18 protein-coding genes are annotated in these 16,285 nt (G+C 52.1%); 13 read left to right on the top strand and 5 right to left on the bottom strand.

Features of this window, described 5'->3' with window-relative positions:
* Positions 1–4 precede the first annotated feature (4 nt).
* Positions 5–2,044 carry a hypothetical protein gene (locus tag OEV59_02325; GenBank protein MDH4226579.1) on the top strand — a complete coding sequence of 680 codons (2,040 nt, stop codon included), beginning with the start codon at positions 5–7 and terminating at the stop codon, positions 2,042–2,044.
* Positions 2,045–2,116: 72 nt separating this feature from the next.
* Here the strand turns inward: OEV59_02325 and OEV59_02320 are convergent, their stop codons facing one another.
* Positions 2,117–2,500 carry a YbgC/FadM family acyl-CoA thioesterase gene (locus OEV59_02320; protein ID MDH4226578.1) on the bottom strand — a complete coding sequence of 128 codons (384 nt, stop codon included), beginning with the start codon at positions 2,498–2,500 and terminating at the stop codon, positions 2,117–2,119.
* Positions 2,501–2,867: 367 nt separating this feature from the next.
* Between OEV59_02320 and OEV59_02315 the strand changes: the two genes are divergently transcribed.
* The 12 genes from OEV59_02315 (at position 2,868) to OEV59_02260 (ending at position 13,972) form a co-directional block, all read left to right on the top strand.
* Positions 2,868–5,300 (top strand): vitamin B12-dependent ribonucleotide reductase, encoded by a 2,433-nt coding sequence (locus OEV59_02315; GenBank protein ID MDH4226577.1) that lies wholly within the window; start codon positions 2,868–2,870, stop codon positions 5,298–5,300.
* A 357-nt stretch (positions 5,301–5,657) separates the two neighbouring features.
* Positions 5,658–6,125 carry a hypothetical protein gene (locus tag OEV59_02310; GenBank protein ID MDH4226576.1) on the top strand — a complete coding sequence of 156 codons (468 nt, stop codon included), beginning with the start codon at positions 5,658–5,660 and terminating at the stop codon, positions 6,123–6,125.
* Between the two features lie 410 nt (positions 6,126–6,535).
* Positions 6,536–6,709, top strand: a complete 174-nt coding sequence (locus tag OEV59_02305; protein ID MDH4226575.1) for a hypothetical protein — start codon at positions 6,536–6,538, stop codon at positions 6,707–6,709.
* A 582-nt stretch (positions 6,710–7,291) separates the two neighbouring features.
* Positions 7,292–7,732, top strand: coding sequence for a hypothetical protein (locus OEV59_02300; protein ID MDH4226574.1), 441 nt, complete (start codon positions 7,292–7,294; stop codon positions 7,730–7,732).
* Between the two features lie 280 nt (positions 7,733–8,012).
* On the top strand, positions 8,013–8,549 hold the full coding sequence (locus tag OEV59_02295) for a sel1 repeat family protein (protein ID MDH4226573.1): 537 nt from the start codon (positions 8,013–8,015) through the stop codon (positions 8,547–8,549).
* A 195-nt stretch (positions 8,550–8,744) separates the two neighbouring features.
* The gene (locus tag OEV59_02290) at positions 8,745–9,566 is read left to right on the top strand and encodes a methyltransferase domain-containing protein (protein MDH4226572.1); all 822 of its coding nucleotides are present in this window, start codon (positions 8,745–8,747) and stop codon (positions 9,564–9,566) included.
* 143 nt (positions 9,567–9,709) lie between these two features.
* Positions 9,710–10,189 carry a hypothetical protein gene (locus OEV59_02285; protein ID MDH4226571.1) on the top strand — a complete coding sequence of 160 codons (480 nt, stop codon included), beginning with the start codon at positions 9,710–9,712 and terminating at the stop codon, positions 10,187–10,189.
* A gap of 10 nt (positions 10,190–10,199) precedes the next feature.
* Positions 10,200–11,093, top strand: coding sequence for a tetratricopeptide repeat protein (locus OEV59_02280; GenBank protein ID MDH4226570.1), 894 nt, complete (start codon positions 10,200–10,202; stop codon positions 11,091–11,093).
* The gene (locus OEV59_02275) at positions 11,086–12,336 is read left to right on the top strand and encodes an AAA family ATPase (GenBank protein ID MDH4226569.1); all 1,251 of its coding nucleotides are present in this window, start codon (positions 11,086–11,088) and stop codon (positions 12,334–12,336) included. The genes OEV59_02280 and OEV59_02275 overlap by 8 nt, the downstream gene beginning before the upstream one ends.
* Before the next feature lie 127 nt (positions 12,337–12,463).
* Positions 12,464–13,180 (top strand): hypothetical protein, encoded by a 717-nt coding sequence (locus OEV59_02270; protein ID MDH4226568.1) that lies wholly within the window; start codon positions 12,464–12,466, stop codon positions 13,178–13,180.
* A gap of 39 nt (positions 13,181–13,219) precedes the next feature.
* Positions 13,220–13,438: a hypothetical protein gene (locus OEV59_02265; protein ID MDH4226567.1), complete on the top strand. Its 219-nt coding sequence runs from the start codon at positions 13,220–13,222 to the stop codon at positions 13,436–13,438.
* Between the two features lie 126 nt (positions 13,439–13,564).
* Entirely contained in the window at positions 13,565–13,972 is a 408-nt protein-coding gene (locus OEV59_02260; GenBank protein ID MDH4226566.1) for a hemerythrin domain-containing protein, read from the top strand.
* A 79-nt stretch (positions 13,973–14,051) separates the two neighbouring features.
* Here the strand turns inward: OEV59_02260 and OEV59_02255 are convergent, their stop codons facing one another.
* From OEV59_02255 to OEV59_02240, 4 genes are read right to left on the bottom strand one after another with little or no spacing between them, the layout of a single operon-like run.
* Complete coding sequence (locus OEV59_02255; GenBank protein ID MDH4226565.1) at positions 14,052–14,372, bottom strand: DUF167 domain-containing protein; 321 nt, start codon at positions 14,370–14,372, stop codon at positions 14,052–14,054.
* Positions 14,373–14,378: 6 nt separating this feature from the next.
* Complete coding sequence (locus tag OEV59_02250) at positions 14,379–14,681, bottom strand: YggT family protein (protein ID MDH4226564.1); 303 nt, start codon at positions 14,679–14,681, stop codon at positions 14,379–14,381.
* Between the two features lie 18 nt (positions 14,682–14,699).
* Positions 14,700–15,539, bottom strand: a complete 840-nt coding sequence (gene proC, locus OEV59_02245) for a pyrroline-5-carboxylate reductase (GenBank protein ID MDH4226563.1) — start codon at positions 15,537–15,539, stop codon at positions 14,700–14,702.
* A 4-nt stretch (positions 15,540–15,543) separates the two neighbouring features.
* The gene (locus tag OEV59_02240) at positions 15,544–16,242 is read right to left on the bottom strand and encodes a YggS family pyridoxal phosphate-dependent enzyme (GenBank protein ID MDH4226562.1); all 699 of its coding nucleotides are present in this window, start codon (positions 16,240–16,242) and stop codon (positions 15,544–15,546) included.
* Between the last annotated feature and the right edge of the window lie 43 nt (positions 16,243–16,285).

Raw genomic sequence — 16,285 nt, 5'->3', positions numbered from 1 at the left:
ACGAATGGATCTTGGAATAGAGCATCTTGCCGGAAAGGCCATAGACAAGGCCTATAATTACCTTGTCAGGGCGAAACTCGCTGGCCGGACAGATAAAGGCGTTGAGCTTGGCGTTGAGGAGCATGTTAAAAGGCTTGGCCTGGTGGCCTCTATATCCGCCGGCAGGGAAGTGCGTGTTAAGACTTTTCGCGGCGGCCCGGGGGCTGCGCCGTATAAGGCTATCCTGGGTAGGATGGGCAAGGTCTCGCCGCTTGCCGAGCATGCCTTTGGCTTTAGCGATGGAGATACGTTTTATCTGCCCGAAAAGGTAGATGTCATGGACAGCCTGGATGCGCAGTTCGATGCATTGAGGCTTCTTGTTTTTTTTCTTTCCTTCCAGATAAAATACGAAACCCTTGAGTTTGCGGCCTCGCGCAAGGCCGAACTCGCTTCTTGCCGTGTTCTCTCGGATGCATTCTGGATATTGGAGAATAAGCGGCTTGGCTCGCTTATGTTGCGGGAGTTTCCAGGGCTTCTTCGTCCGTGGACAAAGGTGTCGGCCGCGCTCATGGGCAAGCGCCCGGCAGCCGGTATTTTAAATGCCGCCGAGACGAAGATGGAAGCCTTGTTAAGGGATGCCGTGGCCGGTGTCGGCCAGGGCCCCGGTGTGTTGTCGTCCCCTGCGCAGAGTTTTTCGGAGGCAGGGAAGGTTGCCGTGGATATTTTGGGGGTTAAAGGCAGAAAACCGCGCTACGGCGCTGTGATGCCGTTTTTTGTATGGGGAAGACTTGTTTTGGAGTTGTTAGAGGCCGGCACAACGGTATTGGCCGGTTCTGAGCGCGGAGAAAAAAATGATAATAAGGATTCCAGAGGCCCGGGAAAAGAAGGAGAAAGGTCCGGATACTTTGCCAAGCGCGAGAATATAAACGAGCGTGAGAACGAGGCAGGGTGGATGTTGAATATCTACGACAAGATGCTTTCCTGGGCGAGGTTCGTAAACGTGCGGCGCCCCTTCGACGACGACGAAGATAAGGATAACAGGGACAAGGCCGACAGCATGGAGGAGATAAGCATCGCCGAGGTGGAGCGCGGCACCTCGAATTATTTCGATGCCGAACTGGAGAAGGGAAAAACGATAGTATCCATAGAGGCCGGGCAGGAGACGCCAAATGGTTGTTTTGCATACGATGAGTGGGATTACGAGAGGGTTTCATACAAGAAGGAGTACGCAAAGCTCAAAGAAGAGACGGTTGAAGGGAATCATGACAAAGGATTTGGCGACAGAACGCTTGAGCTGCGTGCCTCGCTCATAAAGGAGGCAAGGCGGCGCTTCGAGGCCATAACGCCGGTAAGAAGGTTTACCGGCAGGCAGTTCGACGGCGAGGATATAGACCTGAATGCCGTGGTCGAGGCCTTTACCGACATCAGTGCCGGGCTGCAGCCCGATGACAGGCTCTATATGACAAACCCGCGGACAGAGAAGGACCTGTCCGTGCTCTTTCTTGTCGACCTTAGCATGTCCACGGACGCTTGGCTTAAATCCGCAAGGGTGATAGATCACGAAAAAGAGGCCTTGATAGTGCTCTGCGAGGCACTGGCCGGACATAGAGAGCGGTATGCTATATGCGGATTCTCCGGTAAGACAAGGGAGAATGTCAGGTATTTTCGAATAAAGGGTTTTGACGAGGCTTACGGACGAGAGGTGAGGGGCAGGATAGGCGGTCTCATACCATACCACTATACGCGCATGGGGCCTGCCATAAGACATTCTGCCGCGCTTCTTGGAAAGGAAAAAAGTTCCCTGAAGTTGCTTTTTGTTATCTCCGACGGCAAGCCCAACGATGTCGATGAGTATGAGGGAAAATACGGCGCGGAGGATACACGCATGGCACTTAGAGAGGCAGAGAAAGACGGCATAGCGCCGTTTTGTCTTACGCTTGATGCCGGGGCCCCGGCATACCTGACGCGTTTATTTGGCAGGGGAAATTATGCCGTTGTCCCGGGAGTGGACAGGCTTTCTACGGCGCTTCCTGAGCTTTATGTAAGGATTGCGAGGAATCTATAGAACGCGGCTTCATTTGGCAGTGTTTTTTGGAGGATAGCCGGATGCCTTGCGTAAGATTCGTTATGGGTTGGGTTAAATAATATTGGCTATCTCACGTGGCAGTCGCAGAGGCCTGCCGCCTTCGCCAACACATGCAAGCTGCACAAGTCCTCTGGCCACTATGGCGTCGGAGCCTGCCTTCGTAACTTCGTGAGAGAATGTTATGGTTGCCCCTGTCTTTTCCTTTAGCTCTGTTTTTACATGCAGGAGGTCGCCGTATTTTGCAGGGGAGAGGTAGTCTGCCTCAGCCCGGACCACCACGAAGACGATGCCTTTTTTATGAAGCTCTTCTAGCTCGATCCCTTTTTCTCTTAGGTACTCGGTCCTGCCGCGTTCAAAGTATTTTAGATAATTGGCGTAGTAGACCACCCCGCCTGTGTCCGTGTCCTCGTAGTATATGCGTACTGGTATTATCATGGGTTTTGGGTTTCGTGATTTTATCCCGTTTGATTGTAGCAAAACGCCTTAGAGCGGGCAATAAATAGTTGCTGCAGCCGCCAGGCGCGCCGGTCTTTTTGCCATACCGTATTCAACGTTTATCAAAACCCGCCGGAACCGTTGCCAGCAAAGGCCCGAAAACCACCTCTTTTTTCAGTTGGCGTGGATATTTTTTAGCTTGACAAGAATAGCCAAAGTATACTATATATGGTGTAAGCAATGCGGCTATACGGCATATATAGTACTTTTTCCTTATAAATTAGGTAGTTAAGCCATCCTGGCAGGAAAAACTTTGAATATATCGCTATAGGGCATAGAACGCTACAAGAGGGAGGGTATTTCAGAAATGGCAGAGCACATCGCGCCCCACACGACAGTGGGCAAGGATCATTCCACAGGCAAGGTTCCAAGGGTCACTTCCCCGGCGAACAACAAGAAGGCCCCGGCCAAGAAAACAGGCATAAGCGATAACGCGAGAAAGGTCCTTGAGAAGCGTTATCTTAGAAAAGATGAAAATGGCAAACCGTTAGAGACCCCGGAGGAGATGTTTTGGCGGGTAAGCACCAATATCGCGACCGCAGAGAAGAACTACGGAGCAACCGAGGCCGAGGTCGAAAAGATGGCCAATACCTTCTACGACATGATGACCTCGCTTGAGTTCCTGCCGAACTCGCCAACCCTTATGAACGCGGGTAGGGAGCTTCAGCAGCTGTCGGCCTGTTTCGTTTTGCCGGTAGGCGATTCCATGGAGAGTATCTTCGATGCCCTGAAACACACAGCACTCATACACAAGTCCGGCGGCGGCACCGGGTTTAGTTTCTCTAACCTTCGGCCCTCCGGCGACGTCGTAGGCTCGACCTCCGGCATATCGTCGGGGCCAGTGTCCTTCATGACGGTATTTGACAGCGCGACCGAGGCAATCAAGCAGGGCGGGACAAGAAGGGGCGCCAACATGGGCATCCTTCGCGTCGACCACCCGGATATCATGAACTTCATTACCTGTAAGGAAGATAACGGCCGTTTGAATAACTTTAACATTTCGGTCAACGTCACCGAAGACTTCATGAACGCCCTTGAAAATGACTCGGAGTACGAGCTTAAGAACCCGCGCGGCGGTAAGCCCATGGGCACGCTTAGGGCCAAAGAGGTCTACGATAAAATCGTCAACAACGCATGGCAAAACGGGGACCCGGGCATAATATTTATCGACAGGATAAACATGGACAACCCCACGCCGCATATCGGATGGATAGAGTCCACGAACCCCTGCGGAGAGCAGCCGCTTCTTCCCTACGAGTCATGTAACTTGGGCTCCATAAACCTAAGCCGCATGCTCGTTAAAACAGGCGAGAACGGCCACGCCACCTACGATGTCGACTGGGATAAGCTTGCAGATACAACGAGAAAGGCCGTCAGGTTCCTCGATAACGTCATTGACATGAACAAGTACCCCATTGTCGAGATAGAGAAGATGACAAAGGGCAATCGTAAAATAGGGCTTGGCGTCATGGGCTTCTCTGACATGCTTATAAGGCTCGGCATCCCGTATGATTCCGAAGAGGCCATAGACGCTGCAGAGAAGGTCATGGGCTTTGTGCAGTCCACCGGCAGAGAGGCATCCAGGGAGCTTGCAAAGAAGAGGGGCGCGTTCCCGAACTTCAAGGGCTCTGCCTATGATAAGAGAGGAGACGGCGAGGTAAGAAACGCTACCGTTACGACCATTGCTCCCACAGGCACCATATCCATCATGGCAGGGTGTTCTTCAGGGGTCGAGCCGCTCTTTGCCCTTGCCTTTACGCGTAACGTCATGGAAGGCACGCAGCTTGTCGAAGTAAACCCGCTTTTTGAGGAAATCGCAAAGGAAGAAGGTTTCTACTCAGCTGCCCTCCTGCAGGAAGTGGCAAAGACAGGCGGGCTCCACGACGTCGACGGCGTATCGAGAGAGCATAAGAGGGTCTTTGTAACAGCCCACGATATAACGCCTGAGTGGCATATACGCATGCAGGCCGCGTTCCAGAAGTATACCGATAACGCAGTAAGTAAGACCGTTAACTTCCCGACAGAGGCAACTGTCGAAGACGTCTCGAACGTCTATAAGCTTGCCTATAAGCTTGGGTGTAAGGGCGTTACAGTGTACCGCGACGGCTCAAAGGACGGCCAGGTGCTCACGCGCGGAAGCGAGAAAAAAGAGACGGTCATGACCGCTGCCGCTACTCCGGCGATATCGGCAGAGACAGCGCGCGTAGCCTCTCTTACGCCAAAGCCAAGGGGCGAGGTCGCATTCGGCGTTACCAAGCGTATGAAGACAGGGTGCGGCAACCTTTACGTCACGATAAACGAGGACCCGGAAGGCCGCCCGTTCGAGATATTTACGCAGATGGGCAAGGCAGGAGGGTGCGCAACCAGCCAGTGCGAGGCAATCGGAAGGCTTACCTCCCTTGCCATGCGCGGCGGCATACAGGCCGATGAAATAATAAAGCAGATGCGCGGCATAAGCTGCCACCTGCCCGTAGGGTTTGGAGGCTCGAAGGTGCTCTCCTGCTCCGATGCCATGGCGCAGGCAGTTGAGTGGTATCTTGGGCTAAAGAGGGCCGTTAAGGAGCCTTTGATGCTCGGTAAGGAAGAGCTTATAAACAGGGCCTCTGCAGGCATGGAGCTGCCGTTTACGCTTGCGCCCGATATATTCAAGCGCGGCGCGTGCCCGGACTGCGGAGGGACGGTGGAGCATGCTGACGGCTGCGTTGTCTGCCGCGGATGCGGATACTCCGAGTGCGGTTAAACTTGGCGATTTTGCCGTCAGGCGTCGTTGCCTGACATTTTTGCTTCCTCGACGTATTACTGAATACGCCTGCGGAGCAAAAATGCCAGTCGCCTAGCCTGACAGCAAACTTGCCAAGTTTATTAAGAGATTCTTAGGCGACAAACTTGCGAATGCGAAAGATGGGGCAGCGCGTCTCGTCTGAGCCAAAACCAGGCGGTTTTGTGAATGGCGGCTGGGTTTTCTGGCGCTAAACTTGCGAATGCGGATGAGTAGCATGCCCAAACGCGCCTCTGTCATTGCGAGGAGCGAAGCGACGAAGCAATCTTATGTACAAAAACAGATGAATATTTGCGGCAAGAAGGGCCTTATAAACCTATGACAGTTGAAGCCAGAAAAGTAACCATAGGCGAGGAGCGGGTCTCGGATATCGTAAAGACCGTTAACGCGCTTTTCTACGGCATTGCCAAGAAGCACGGCGAGCTAAAGGCCTCGCGCTTTGGCGTGTTCGCGGACTCGTTTGCAGCTGCCTGCTGGCTGTACCGCGAGAATATAGGCACAGTTGCCTCCAGAATGCATGAGGAGCTATTTAAGGCCATGCACGAAGAGTTCTCCTCCATGGGCCTTAGCGAGGTGGAGCTTAAAGAGATAGAGCGGAATATGTCTGCCCTTACCGAGTTCATAAAGCGGCACCGCTTTGACGGTAAGAAGATGGAAGTGCTTTTCGACGCATCCAGACCGCACGCAGGCATGCATGAGCTTTTACTCGCAAAGGCGCGTGTTACTGGCAGCGAGGCAGGAGGAGGCGGCGCTCAAGGCTCGCTTCTCTCAAAGGCAGGGGCGTGATGTGAGGTCCTTTTTACAGCAAGGTTGCACCCGGGACGATACAGCGATGAGCAGGGGGGCGGTTATGAACCATATAGCCGCCCCTTTGATTTTTCTATTAAGCCGTCGATTTTTGCGCGATACGTTGTTGACGGCGTTTTTTCTTGCTCGACGTATTGAAAAAATACGCCTGCGCGAAAAAACGCCGTCTGCCTAGTCTCGCGCAAAACTTGACGGCTTGGTCGGGTTAGGATATGTTTTGTGCTCTGCCTCGTCTGGCGACAAACTTGCGAACGCAAAAGAGAGACCCGCACGCCTAGCCTGACAGGCAACTTGCCGGTTTATGATTAGGTAAAAGCCGCTGTCTCGCTTGACGGCCAAGCTTGCGGGTTTTTGTGGTAGAATTGGGGCGGAGTAAGGAATGGTGGGCGATGCCAACCATACGGACTGCAGGAGTAGTAACAGATGTTGCGGTCGGTGGATTTGTTAAGACGCCGCCAATAAAAGGTTCGGTTTCTGTAACTGAAATTCAAACGGCAATAGATAGCACAGACATAACAATCACTTTCACTGATGAAATGCTTGATGGTTTGGCATCACAATAAACTACGAGGTTAATTATGAGAATTTTTGAAGGGGTACTATATTTTGCAGGTATTATTTTTTGCATGTATCAATATTTGGCAAGTAAGGGAATTATTTCCGGCGTAAAATTTGAGAATGAGGAGAAGCGAAAGTTAGCTAGTAAGGTCATGCTACCATTGGCAATTTTAATTTTAATTATTTTTTTGGTAGATTTTTTTGATTTGACAAAGGTGAGCCCATAGCCTCAAATTTTTCTGTGAAGCCGGGTAGGTCGGGTTAGAGAAGCGTAACCCGACAAAAAATCTACGGAGCTTACGAAATGCAAATCAAGCCCGGTGCCCCTCTCCCTTTTTCCCTCTCCCCGTTGCAATTGGGGAGAGGGAGTTTTATTTGAGCACTAGTAGTTATTCTCGACCACTGGCATTGGCAGTTTCCTCAAAATCCTCTCCCCTTATAACAAAAGGGGAGAGGATTAAGGTGAGGGGTTACGGCCTTTGCCGCAGGCGGCTTTTGTGGTAAAATTGGGACAGGGTAGGAGACGGTGGGCGATGCCAACCATACGGACTGGTGTTTATGTGAATACTTATAGAGGGCAGTAATTTATGCGAGTTAGAGTGCTGTTTCTAATAATCGGTTTGGTGTTTTGTCTGGGTAATATTTCGAACGCTTCTTCTGATTTTGATATATATGTTCAAAAATATATTTCTGATTTGGAGAAAGAAAAGGCAGTAGTTTTTATGACTAGATGCGGCGGAGAGAGTTCCACAGGCAAACCATATATGGCGACATTAATTTTCCGGGTGGACAAGAAGGGTGGTTTGTTGACTGAAATGCTTGATGGCAGCGTGAGTAATCTAGCCGATGTAGTTATAGATGAAAGTGGTGTGAAACTTACGGAAACTCATGGTGGGGTGTGGTCGTATGAGAGAACGAATAAAATTGTCAAAGAGGGGCTGCTGAAGTATGGTTTTCATATTTTTGCACCCATGACGGTAGATATATTTGCTAACTATATGCCGTCAAATAAATGTTCATTTAGATAAAGTGGCGTAGATACTGCCTTGGAAGTTAAGCGGTTCTTGCTTTGCAAAGTAATATTTCGGAAAAGGGGACAGCGCCCTTTTTAACGGTTGGAGCTTACGACATGCAAATTAAGCCCGGTGCCACTCTCCCTTTTCCCGCGAGTCGGGCGACTTCTCCCCACGTTGATGCGTGGAGAGGGATTTTTTTATGCGGGTGCAGGCCCTCGGCCTGCCTCTCCCCAGTCGCAAAAGGGGAGAGGATTAAGGTGAGGGGTCACGGTTTTTGTCGTAGGTGACTTTTGTGGCAGAACAAGGCACATCAAGGTATGGCGGGTATGACCCGCCATACACGACTTTAGAAGGAGTTGTGATGCTAACTACCATTGAAAGAGGGTGCAAGGCATGGGATGCAGGTAAGCCCAGGGTTGCTTTTGATATATTTAAAAAAGCAGCGCTGTCCGGCGAGGAGGAAGTTTTTCTGAATCTCGGGTATTGTTACGATGTTGGCAAGGGGGTAAGTAAAAATTTTAAAAAGGCAATGTTTTGGTATAAGAAAGCAGTGCGAAGTGGTGACGGGTCTGCAGCAGGCAACATAGGAACAATGTATAGAAGTATTGCCAACTTTCAAAGAGCGAGGCATTGGTTTAAGAAAGCAATTGGTCTTCGTAATGGAGGCGCGGCATTGGATCTGGCGAAGATATATTTACATGTTAGGAATAAGAGTAATATAGGGAAAGCAAGGAAATACCTGAAGATAGCCATAAAGTCTAAGTATATTTCCGAGTATGACAAAGAAGAAGCCGTGGCAATATTGGGAACTTTAAAAAAAGCCTTATAGTGGCGTAGATACCGTCCTGGAAGTTAAGCGGTTCTTGCTGTGTAAAGTGATTTTCAAAAATTCCTCTCCCCAATCGCATTGGGGAGAGGATAAAGGTGAGGGGTTACGGAGCTAAGTCTTTCTTAAACCCCGGTCTTCTGCCGGCGCAAATGTATTTATGTTTGAAATCGATTTTATATTTCGGGAGATACAATTATGGCCAACCACCCGACCGACCACGAACAAAAACTAAAACTCAAGAGCGCATTCGATGCTGCTGCAGAGGGTTACGACTGCGAGGCATTGCGGTTTTTTAGGGACAGTGCCCGTCTCATCCCGGGCTTTCTAGGCCTTAAGGGAGACGAGCGCGTGCTCGACGTTGCCGCAGGCACCGGAAACGCGGCAATAGAAATCGCAGCGGCCATTCCAAACGGCTTTGTAACGGGCATAGACTTCTCAGAGGGTATGCTCGCTGTCGCAAGGAAAAAGGCCGAGGCCAGGGCCATCGAAAATGTCGAGTTCTTTTCCATGGACATGCAGACGCTCGAGTTCCCGCCGGAATACTTCGATGCGGCCGTATTCGCCTTCAGCATCTTCTTTGTCGAGGACATGGAGGCGCTTTTAAAGCATGTTGTAAGCAGGGTGCGGCCCGGAGGAAAAATAATCGCAACGAGCTTTGCCTCCGGCGCGTTCTCGCCAGAGATGGAGATGTTTTTGAAAACAATTGGCAGATACGGTGTCGAGACCCCGGCAAACTGGAAGCGCTTTTATCAGCCAGAGGAATGCATCGGCCTCATGCAAAAGGCAGGGCTTAAGGATTCGCGCTCGGATGAGAGGGATTTGAGCTATAACCTGAAGGACGCTAATCAGTGGTGGGACATAGTCTGGAACGCGGGGCTTAGAAAGTTCGTTGCCGCGCTTACGCCCTCTGACTGCGAGCGTTTCAAAGAGGAGCACCTCGCCGAGGTCGCCTCTCTTGCGACCCCTGACGGCATAAGGCTCGAGATGAAGATCCTTTTCTCGCAAGGTGTGGTGTAGGCAGCCAGAGCCGTCATATTGCGTTTTCTTTTCGTATCTTGTAGAATATGACCTTTACGCGGCTTTTTGGCCGCGGACTCGATTTCCGGCGCCCGGCTAAGGCGCGCCGTCCGGCCTCTAATAAACAAGAGGGTATCTACAGCGTGGACGATCTTCTGACCCCGAGCATAGAAAAGGACTCCGCAGGCAAGCCGCTTTATTCGGCGCGCGCGACGTTCTTTGTGGCTTTTCTCATCGGCCCGTTTGGCCTGCTGCTTTTTGCCGCGCTCAACTCGAGCACCCTCGGGCGGCTTAAGAAGGACGCGCGGTTTTATATCGCGCTCATCGCGCTCTTTACCGCGGCGTATGCGTACGCCCTCTACGTTTACGGCGATTTTACATCGTTAAAGAACCTGGCGGCATCAATGCGAAGCGACAGGCTGCTTCACTATGTGCCGAGGATAGGGGCGGTGCTTTTGTGGGCGCTATATTACCAGATGCATAAGAAGCATTTCAGGGCAATGGAGATGTTTGGCGTAAAGCCGAGAAGCCCGTGGGCAGCAGTTGTGCTGGCGATCGTAGTCGATCTTGCGTTAAAGGGCGCGCTTTTATGGGGCGTGTGGGCCGCCGCTTCGGCGGCGTAAGGTGAATGTCATGGCGGACGAAGAGCTTATCTCATATTATACGCAGATAGAGCATTACGTCGAGATAGGGCGCTACGGCTCTGCCGAGAATCTTCTTGGCAAGGCCCTTGCCAAGTATCCAAACGATACGCTTCTTCTGCTCTTTAAGGCAAAGACCGAGGAAGGCAGCGGCAGTAACGCGCAGGCCCTCTCGACCGTCAGGGAGCTTCTTACGAAGGAGCCTGGGCACTTCGAGGCAAGGGTGCTTCTTGCAAAGCTTCTTGACGAAGCAGGGGATTTATCCGGCTCGGAACTCACCCTGATAGGGCTTTTAAAGGAGTATCCGGAGGCCGCTTCGCTTTATGCCTCATACAGTAATTTGATGCTAAAGACACATAACCACGAAAAGGCCTGGCTACTTGCCAAAGAGGGGCTTCGCTTCGACCCCGAGAGCCATGCCTGCAAGGTCGTATGCGTGCTTATAGACATGTGCCACGGCAAGGTGGAGGGCGCCTCGGCCGGTGTGAGCGAGCTCTTTCGCGACGACCCGGATGCGCTGCACGTAGCGTGGCTGCTCATAATGATACTCGAGGAAAAGGGGCGCTATAAGGAAGCCCTGAGGGTGGCGCGCGAGGTGCTTAGGCAGACCCCGGCAGACGCCGACGCTGTCAAGGCCGTCATAGGTCTGAAGGTGAAATCCCACTGGACCATGCTGCCGCTTTATCCTCTGTTGAGGTACGGATGGACCGGGTCTGCGGCCGTGTGGATAGCCGCGATGGCGTTCTTTGGTATTTTACAAATCATAGGGCCGCCTCCGGCCGTTGCGGTCGTATTCATAGTCCTATGGGTGGGTTATGTTATCATGAGCTGGGTGTGGCCGCCGGCTCTTACTAAGTGGATAGAAAGGAGAGGTGCCGGTGCATAGGACAAGGCAGGACTATGAAAAAGCGCTTTCGGACGACCCGTTCGATTTAAACCTCAGAAGGGAGTACGCCGATTTCCTCATGGAAGAAGAGGCATGGGACGAGGCCTATAAGCACTATAAGCTTCTTATCGGCAAGGTCCCCGGCACCAGCGGGTTCTACATCAACCTCGCGCGTTCTCTCATGCGCCTTGGCAATAAGGCCGATGCCGCGCTGTACTACGACAAGGCAGAAGCATGCCCCGGGTTCGAGCACGATCTCGAGCTTCGCCGCGAGTTGAAGGCAGAGGGTTCGCAGCCGCCTGGCGGCTTGAGGGTCATAGACGGCGGCGGCGCCACAGCGCTATCCTACGGCGGCGACGTCGCAAGGATAGTGCCAAAGCAGGAGAGCGTTACCTTTAGCGACATCGTAGGCATGGAGGATATGAAGAAGGCCGTGCGGTTGAAGATAATCGAGCCTTTTAGGAACCCCGGGATATTCGCGAGGTTTTCCAAGAAGTCGGGCGGCGGCGTGCTTCTCTACGGCCCGCCAGGGTGCGGCAAGACGATGTTTGCGAAGGCCATAGCCTCGGAGTGCGGCTGCGAGTTCATCTCTGTCGGGATAAGCGACATACTTAGCCACTGGATGGGGGAGTCGGAGAATAACCTTGCCGAGATATTCAACAAGGCAAGGGAGAGGCGCCCCTGCGTGCTGTTTTTCGATGAGCTCGATGCGCTGGCCTTTGCGCGCTCCAAGTCCGGCAGCGCCAATACGCGCACAATAGTAAACGAGTTCCTTAACCAGTTAGACGGCGTAGGCAAGAGTAACGAGGGCGTTCTCATGCTTGCCGCGTCCAACATGCCCTGGGACGTGGACGGAGCGATGAAGCGGCCGGGCAGGTTCTCGCGGCAGGTCTTTATCGCCCCGCCCGATGCCGTTGCCAGGGCCGAGATGTTTCGGCAAAAACTCTCGGGCGTGCCTGCCGAGCCCATGGACTTTAATCTCCTTGCCGCGAGGACAGAGCGTTTCTCGGGCGCGGACATAGACGGTTTGATAGATGAGGCAAAGGAGAGCGTCATAGCGCACAGTCTTGAGTCGGGCAGCGAGAGGGCGCTTAGGCAGGAGGACCTTCTTAGTGCTGCAAAGAGGTTCGAGCCCTCTACCGTTGATTGGCTAAGAACTGCCGTTAATCTCGTCAAGTTCGCGGGTGTCGACGGCTCGTATAAAGACGTGGAGAAGTATCTAAAGGCCATAGGCATGGCGTAGTCCGTGAGGGCCGCATTCCGGGCCGTCCAGTGTTGCCTTTTGCTTTGCGATACTGTAGAATGTAGCCTTCGCGCGTTGTTTTGATTTCGGGTAATCGGTTAAATCTCAGGCAGAGGGAGACGGTTGAATGGACACGAGCACCAAAGGCGGAGTTTCGGGGGTGGGGGTAGGGGAAAACAAAGAGCGGCAGAACGCGGTTGCGAAGATATTTACGACAATTATCTTCTCAATCGTCATCTGCGCCGACATTCTTCTTGCGGCAGCAGGGCTTTCGTATTATTTCTTCATATCGCCGATGATAACGAGCGATGTGCTAAGGCTCACTTTCCTCATTTTGTTCCTTGTCTCGTACGCGCTTGGCGGAGCGTTTCTCGGTCTTGTGTATGCCGTTGCGCTCGTTGTCGAGAGGGCGCTTACAGGAGCGGAGAACATAGTCCACAAGGTCGTTGGTATGGCGACCGCTGCCATAATCGCCAGGATTCCGAGGGCCGCAGGCATGGCCATGAGCATCGAGGAATTTACGCGCGTGGTGGATGAGCAGATAGTGGCCATGAAGGCAAACGCAGAGGGCGTTACCGGCTCGGCGTCGTTTGTAGGGGCTTTCATAGTGAGGCAGGTGCTTCGTGCCGTGAGGTTTGTTTATCTTGGAGAGTTCCTCGGGCGCGTGAAGACCGCCGGTGGTATCGTTACCGCCAATAACCTCGACGCGTTTGCGCGCGAGAAGATGATGACACTCGTGACAGACCAGGTCAGGGCATATACGGAAAGTATCAAATACCTTGTTTACGCCGCGCTCGTGTTCATGGCAGCGCTGCCGTTCGTGGCCGCGTACTTCGCCAAATAGCCTGGAAAGTGTTTTCAATAAAACAAACGGGAGAGATTCGTGACAATACAGGAAATAGATAAAATGGTGACTTTCTTGGGCATCGCCTACGGAGCGCTTCTCATAGCGGCTTTTTTCATACGAAATAAGTTCTTTGAGACCATACGCATAGACGCACTCATGATGCCGAAGCCAACGGAAAAGACAAGGCCGCTAAACCTCGGCATAGGCATTATAGTGCTCGGATACTGCCTGTATTCGCTTTTTAAGGAATGGTGATTTTTTTGTTTGAGGGCTTGCATTTCGGTGTGTATTTTTGTTATTATTCCAAAACACACCAATGTTACGTTTTTTACGTTTTGAGGTTTTCGCAGTTCGTATTAATATTCTAAGGAGGGTATTCGTATGGCAATGCTTATTGACGAATTGAAGTCGCAGCACAAGGAACTTGCCGATGCGCTCGAGAGCGTGCGCGTAATAGGCGCTGCCACAAGGGATGGGCAGATGAAGCTTGGCGCAATAAAAAGCAAGCTTCTCGACCACTTGAAAAAAGAGGACATGGAGCTTTATCCGGTTTTAAAGAAAGCGGCTGAGAACGACAAGATCCTTGCCAAGATTCTCGATACCCTTGCGCGCGATATGGACGGGGTTTCCAAGGCCGCGTTAGCATTTTTCGAGAGGTATTCGAACCCGGCAAGCGCGTCTAGCACGGAGTTCAGCGCGGATTTTAGCGGTTTTGTCGGGGCCCTTAAGGCCCGTATCCAGAGAGAAGAGAGCATGCTCTACAGGGAGTATACGAAGGTAGCGAAGTAGTAAGGTTTGTTTGGATAGTGTATGTTTGAAAATGGCGCGGCCCGGCGAAATATCGCAGGGCCGCTTTTTTATTGTACTTTCAGGTTGTCTTTAAAAGGCGCTCTGCCGCGCCGTCAATCGATACGCCGCAAAGCAGCACGGTCTTTCTCTTCGATGTTTCGCCGCTCGTTATCTCGATACTCGATTTGGGTATTTTAAGAAGTTTGGAAAGAAACGATATGAGAGCCGAGTTGGCCTCGCCGTAGACCGGAGGGGCCTTTAGCCTTATCTTGAGCATGTCGCCGTGCTCTCCAAATACTTCGTCCCTAGAAGACCTCGGCTGTACGATTATCGAAATGACAACGCCTCGAGAAGTTTCCTTTAGATACCCGGGAGCCTTGCCGGATAACTGCGGCGGCATCGGCGGCTATGCCTTCGAAAGTTTGAATGCAAGCTGCAAGAGCGATTTTACGAGGAATATCTTTAGAAACACGATTACGAACACGAGTATTATGGGCGATATATCGAACCCGCCCATGTAGGGAAGCCTGTTCCTTATCGGGCGAAGCACGGGCTCTGTTGCCTGGTAGAGAAAGCGCACTATCGGGTTGTAGGGGTCGGGGTTTACCCACGATATTACGGCCCTGGCTATGAGTATGAACATGTAGAGCGTAAGAGCCATGTCGAGAACCGTTGCTATCGCTTCTATAAGGTTTGCAAGAATGCCCATGAATATAGATCCTTTTCTTTAATTTTTTGTCCCGGATATTTCCTTTGCACGTCTTGTTGCCGCACAAACTGCCTCGGACACACTTTCCTTGAACAGGCCTTTCTCGAGTGCTTTTAGACCCTCTATGGTGGTTCCGCCAGGCGATGAAACGTTCTTTATGAGCTCGCCCATGTCCTTGCCTGTTTCGAGCGCTAAAGATGCCGCGCCGCTAACGGTCTTTATGGCCATCTCTCTGGCCTGCTCCACGGGGAGGCCCTGTTTGACGCCTGCCTCTATAAGCGCCTCGATAAACAGGAACACGTATGCAGGGCCGCTGCCGCTTAGCCCTGTTACCGAATCAAGGAGTTCCTCGTTTGCGACCTCGAAGACCGCTCCGACCGAGCCCATGAGCTCTATGATCCCGTCGCGTTTGGCCTTTGGCACGCCGTGCGGGGTAAAGAGCCCGATTACGCCTTCGCCTATAAGGGCCGGGGTGTTTGGCATGGTGCGTATGACCGTGAGGTGGTGCTTTAGCCCGGCTGCTTTAAGCGTTTCCATTATCGAGTCCGTTGTCTTGCCGGCGATTATCGAGACAAGCGCTTTTTCCGGTGCGAGTTCGGAAGCGATGTCCTTTAGCGCCGCCTCCAGGTCCTTGGGCTTGACGCAAAGAAATATTATATCGGATAACGCTGCTGCCTCGAAGTTCTTGCTCGTAACCCGTATGCCGTAGCGCTTGGCCATGTGGGCGAGCCTGTCGCTTGCGCTGTCGCTTGCCACTATCGAGTCCGGCGTTGTTTTTCTAGAGGCGATGAACCCTTTTATGAGCGCCTCGGCCATGTTGCCGGAACCGATAAAGCCGATGGTCCTTGTCTTTGACACGTCTTTATTGGTCCTTCTTTTTTCTCTCGCCAAATATCGCCGTGCCCACCCTTACTATCGTCGCGCCTTCTTCTATTGCCACGTCGAAGTCGGCAGACATGCCCATAGAGAGATCCGTCAGGTATATGTTTGGTATGTGTTCCTTGTTTATTCTCTCGGCGAGCCTCCTAAGCGTCTGAAAATAGGGCCTAGAGTGCTCGGCGCTGTCATGGAACGGGGGAACGGCCATGAGCCCCTTTACGCGCACGTTCTTCATCTCCGATATCTTGCGAAGCGCCTTGTCGAGCTTGGCGGGGTCAATTCCGGTTTTGGTTTTTTCCCTGGCGAGGTTTACCTCGATGAGTATGTCGAGCGGGGTCTCGGCCTTTTTCGATAGTATATCGGCAAGCTCCGGGCTATCGACGCTTTCCACCATGTTAAAGAGCTTTACCGCAAATTTTGCCTTGTTCTTTTGCAGATGCCCTATCATGTGCCAGTCAACGTGCTTCAAGGAGAGGGCCTTTATCTTTTTCTCTGCCTCCTGCACGTAGTTTTCGCCAAAGGTGCCGGCGCCTGCCTTTATGGCGTCTTTTATCAATTTTACGTCAACGGTCTTCGTAACGCAGACGAGTTTTATCTCCGCTTCGCCGCGCCCGGATTTTCTCGCGGCCCTGTGGATGCGTTCTCTTACGCTTGCGTAGTTGTCGGCTATGGATAAGGCCATCGTTTGCCCCCTTTGCCGTTTTTTACGGCGTTGTTTTTTCCGT

The organism is Deltaproteobacteria bacterium (assembly GCA_029858205.1).
Classification (GTDB): domain Bacteria; phylum Desulfobacterota; class GWC2-55-46; order GWC2-55-46; family DRQE01; genus JAOUFM01.
The sequence above is the reverse complement of the archived record's forward strand: the minus strand, read 5'-3'. Positions and strand labels throughout refer to the sequence as shown.

Bases quoted from the DNA above. Each gene is read 5' to 3' on its own strand.
- OEV59_02325 (MDH4226579.1), top strand. From the start codon at position 5: ATGGATCTTGGAATAGAGCATCTTGCCGGAAAGGCCATAGACAAGGCC.
- OEV59_02320 (MDH4226578.1), bottom strand. From the start codon at position 2,500: ATGATAATACCAGTACGCATATACTACGAGGACACGGACACAGGCGGG.
- OEV59_02315 (MDH4226577.1), top strand. From the start codon at position 2,868: ATGGCAGAGCACATCGCGCCCCACACGACAGTGGGCAAGGATCATTCC.
- OEV59_02310 (MDH4226576.1), top strand. From the start codon at position 5,658: ATGACAGTTGAAGCCAGAAAAGTAACCATAGGCGAGGAGCGGGTCTCG.
- OEV59_02305 (MDH4226575.1), top strand. From the start codon at position 6,536: ATGCCAACCATACGGACTGCAGGAGTAGTAACAGATGTTGCGGTCGGT.
- OEV59_02300 (MDH4226574.1), top strand. From the start codon at position 7,292: ATGCGAGTTAGAGTGCTGTTTCTAATAATCGGTTTGGTGTTTTGTCTG.
- OEV59_02290 (MDH4226572.1), top strand. From the start codon at position 8,745: ATGGCCAACCACCCGACCGACCACGAACAAAAACTAAAACTCAAGAGC.
- OEV59_02280 (MDH4226570.1), top strand. From the start codon at position 10,200: ATGGCGGACGAAGAGCTTATCTCATATTATACGCAGATAGAGCATTAC.
- OEV59_02270 (MDH4226568.1), top strand. From the start codon at position 12,464: ATGGACACGAGCACCAAAGGCGGAGTTTCGGGGGTGGGGGTAGGGGAA.
- OEV59_02260 (MDH4226566.1), top strand. From the start codon at position 13,565: ATGGCAATGCTTATTGACGAATTGAAGTCGCAGCACAAGGAACTTGCC.
- OEV59_02255 (MDH4226565.1), bottom strand. From the start codon at position 14,372: ATGCCGCCGCAGTTATCCGGCAAGGCTCCCGGGTATCTAAAGGAAACT.
- OEV59_02250 (MDH4226564.1), bottom strand. From the start codon at position 14,681: ATGGGCATTCTTGCAAACCTTATAGAAGCGATAGCAACGGTTCTCGAC.
- OEV59_02240 (MDH4226562.1), bottom strand. From the start codon at position 16,242: ATGGCCTTATCCATAGCCGACAACTACGCAAGCGTAAGAGAACGCATC.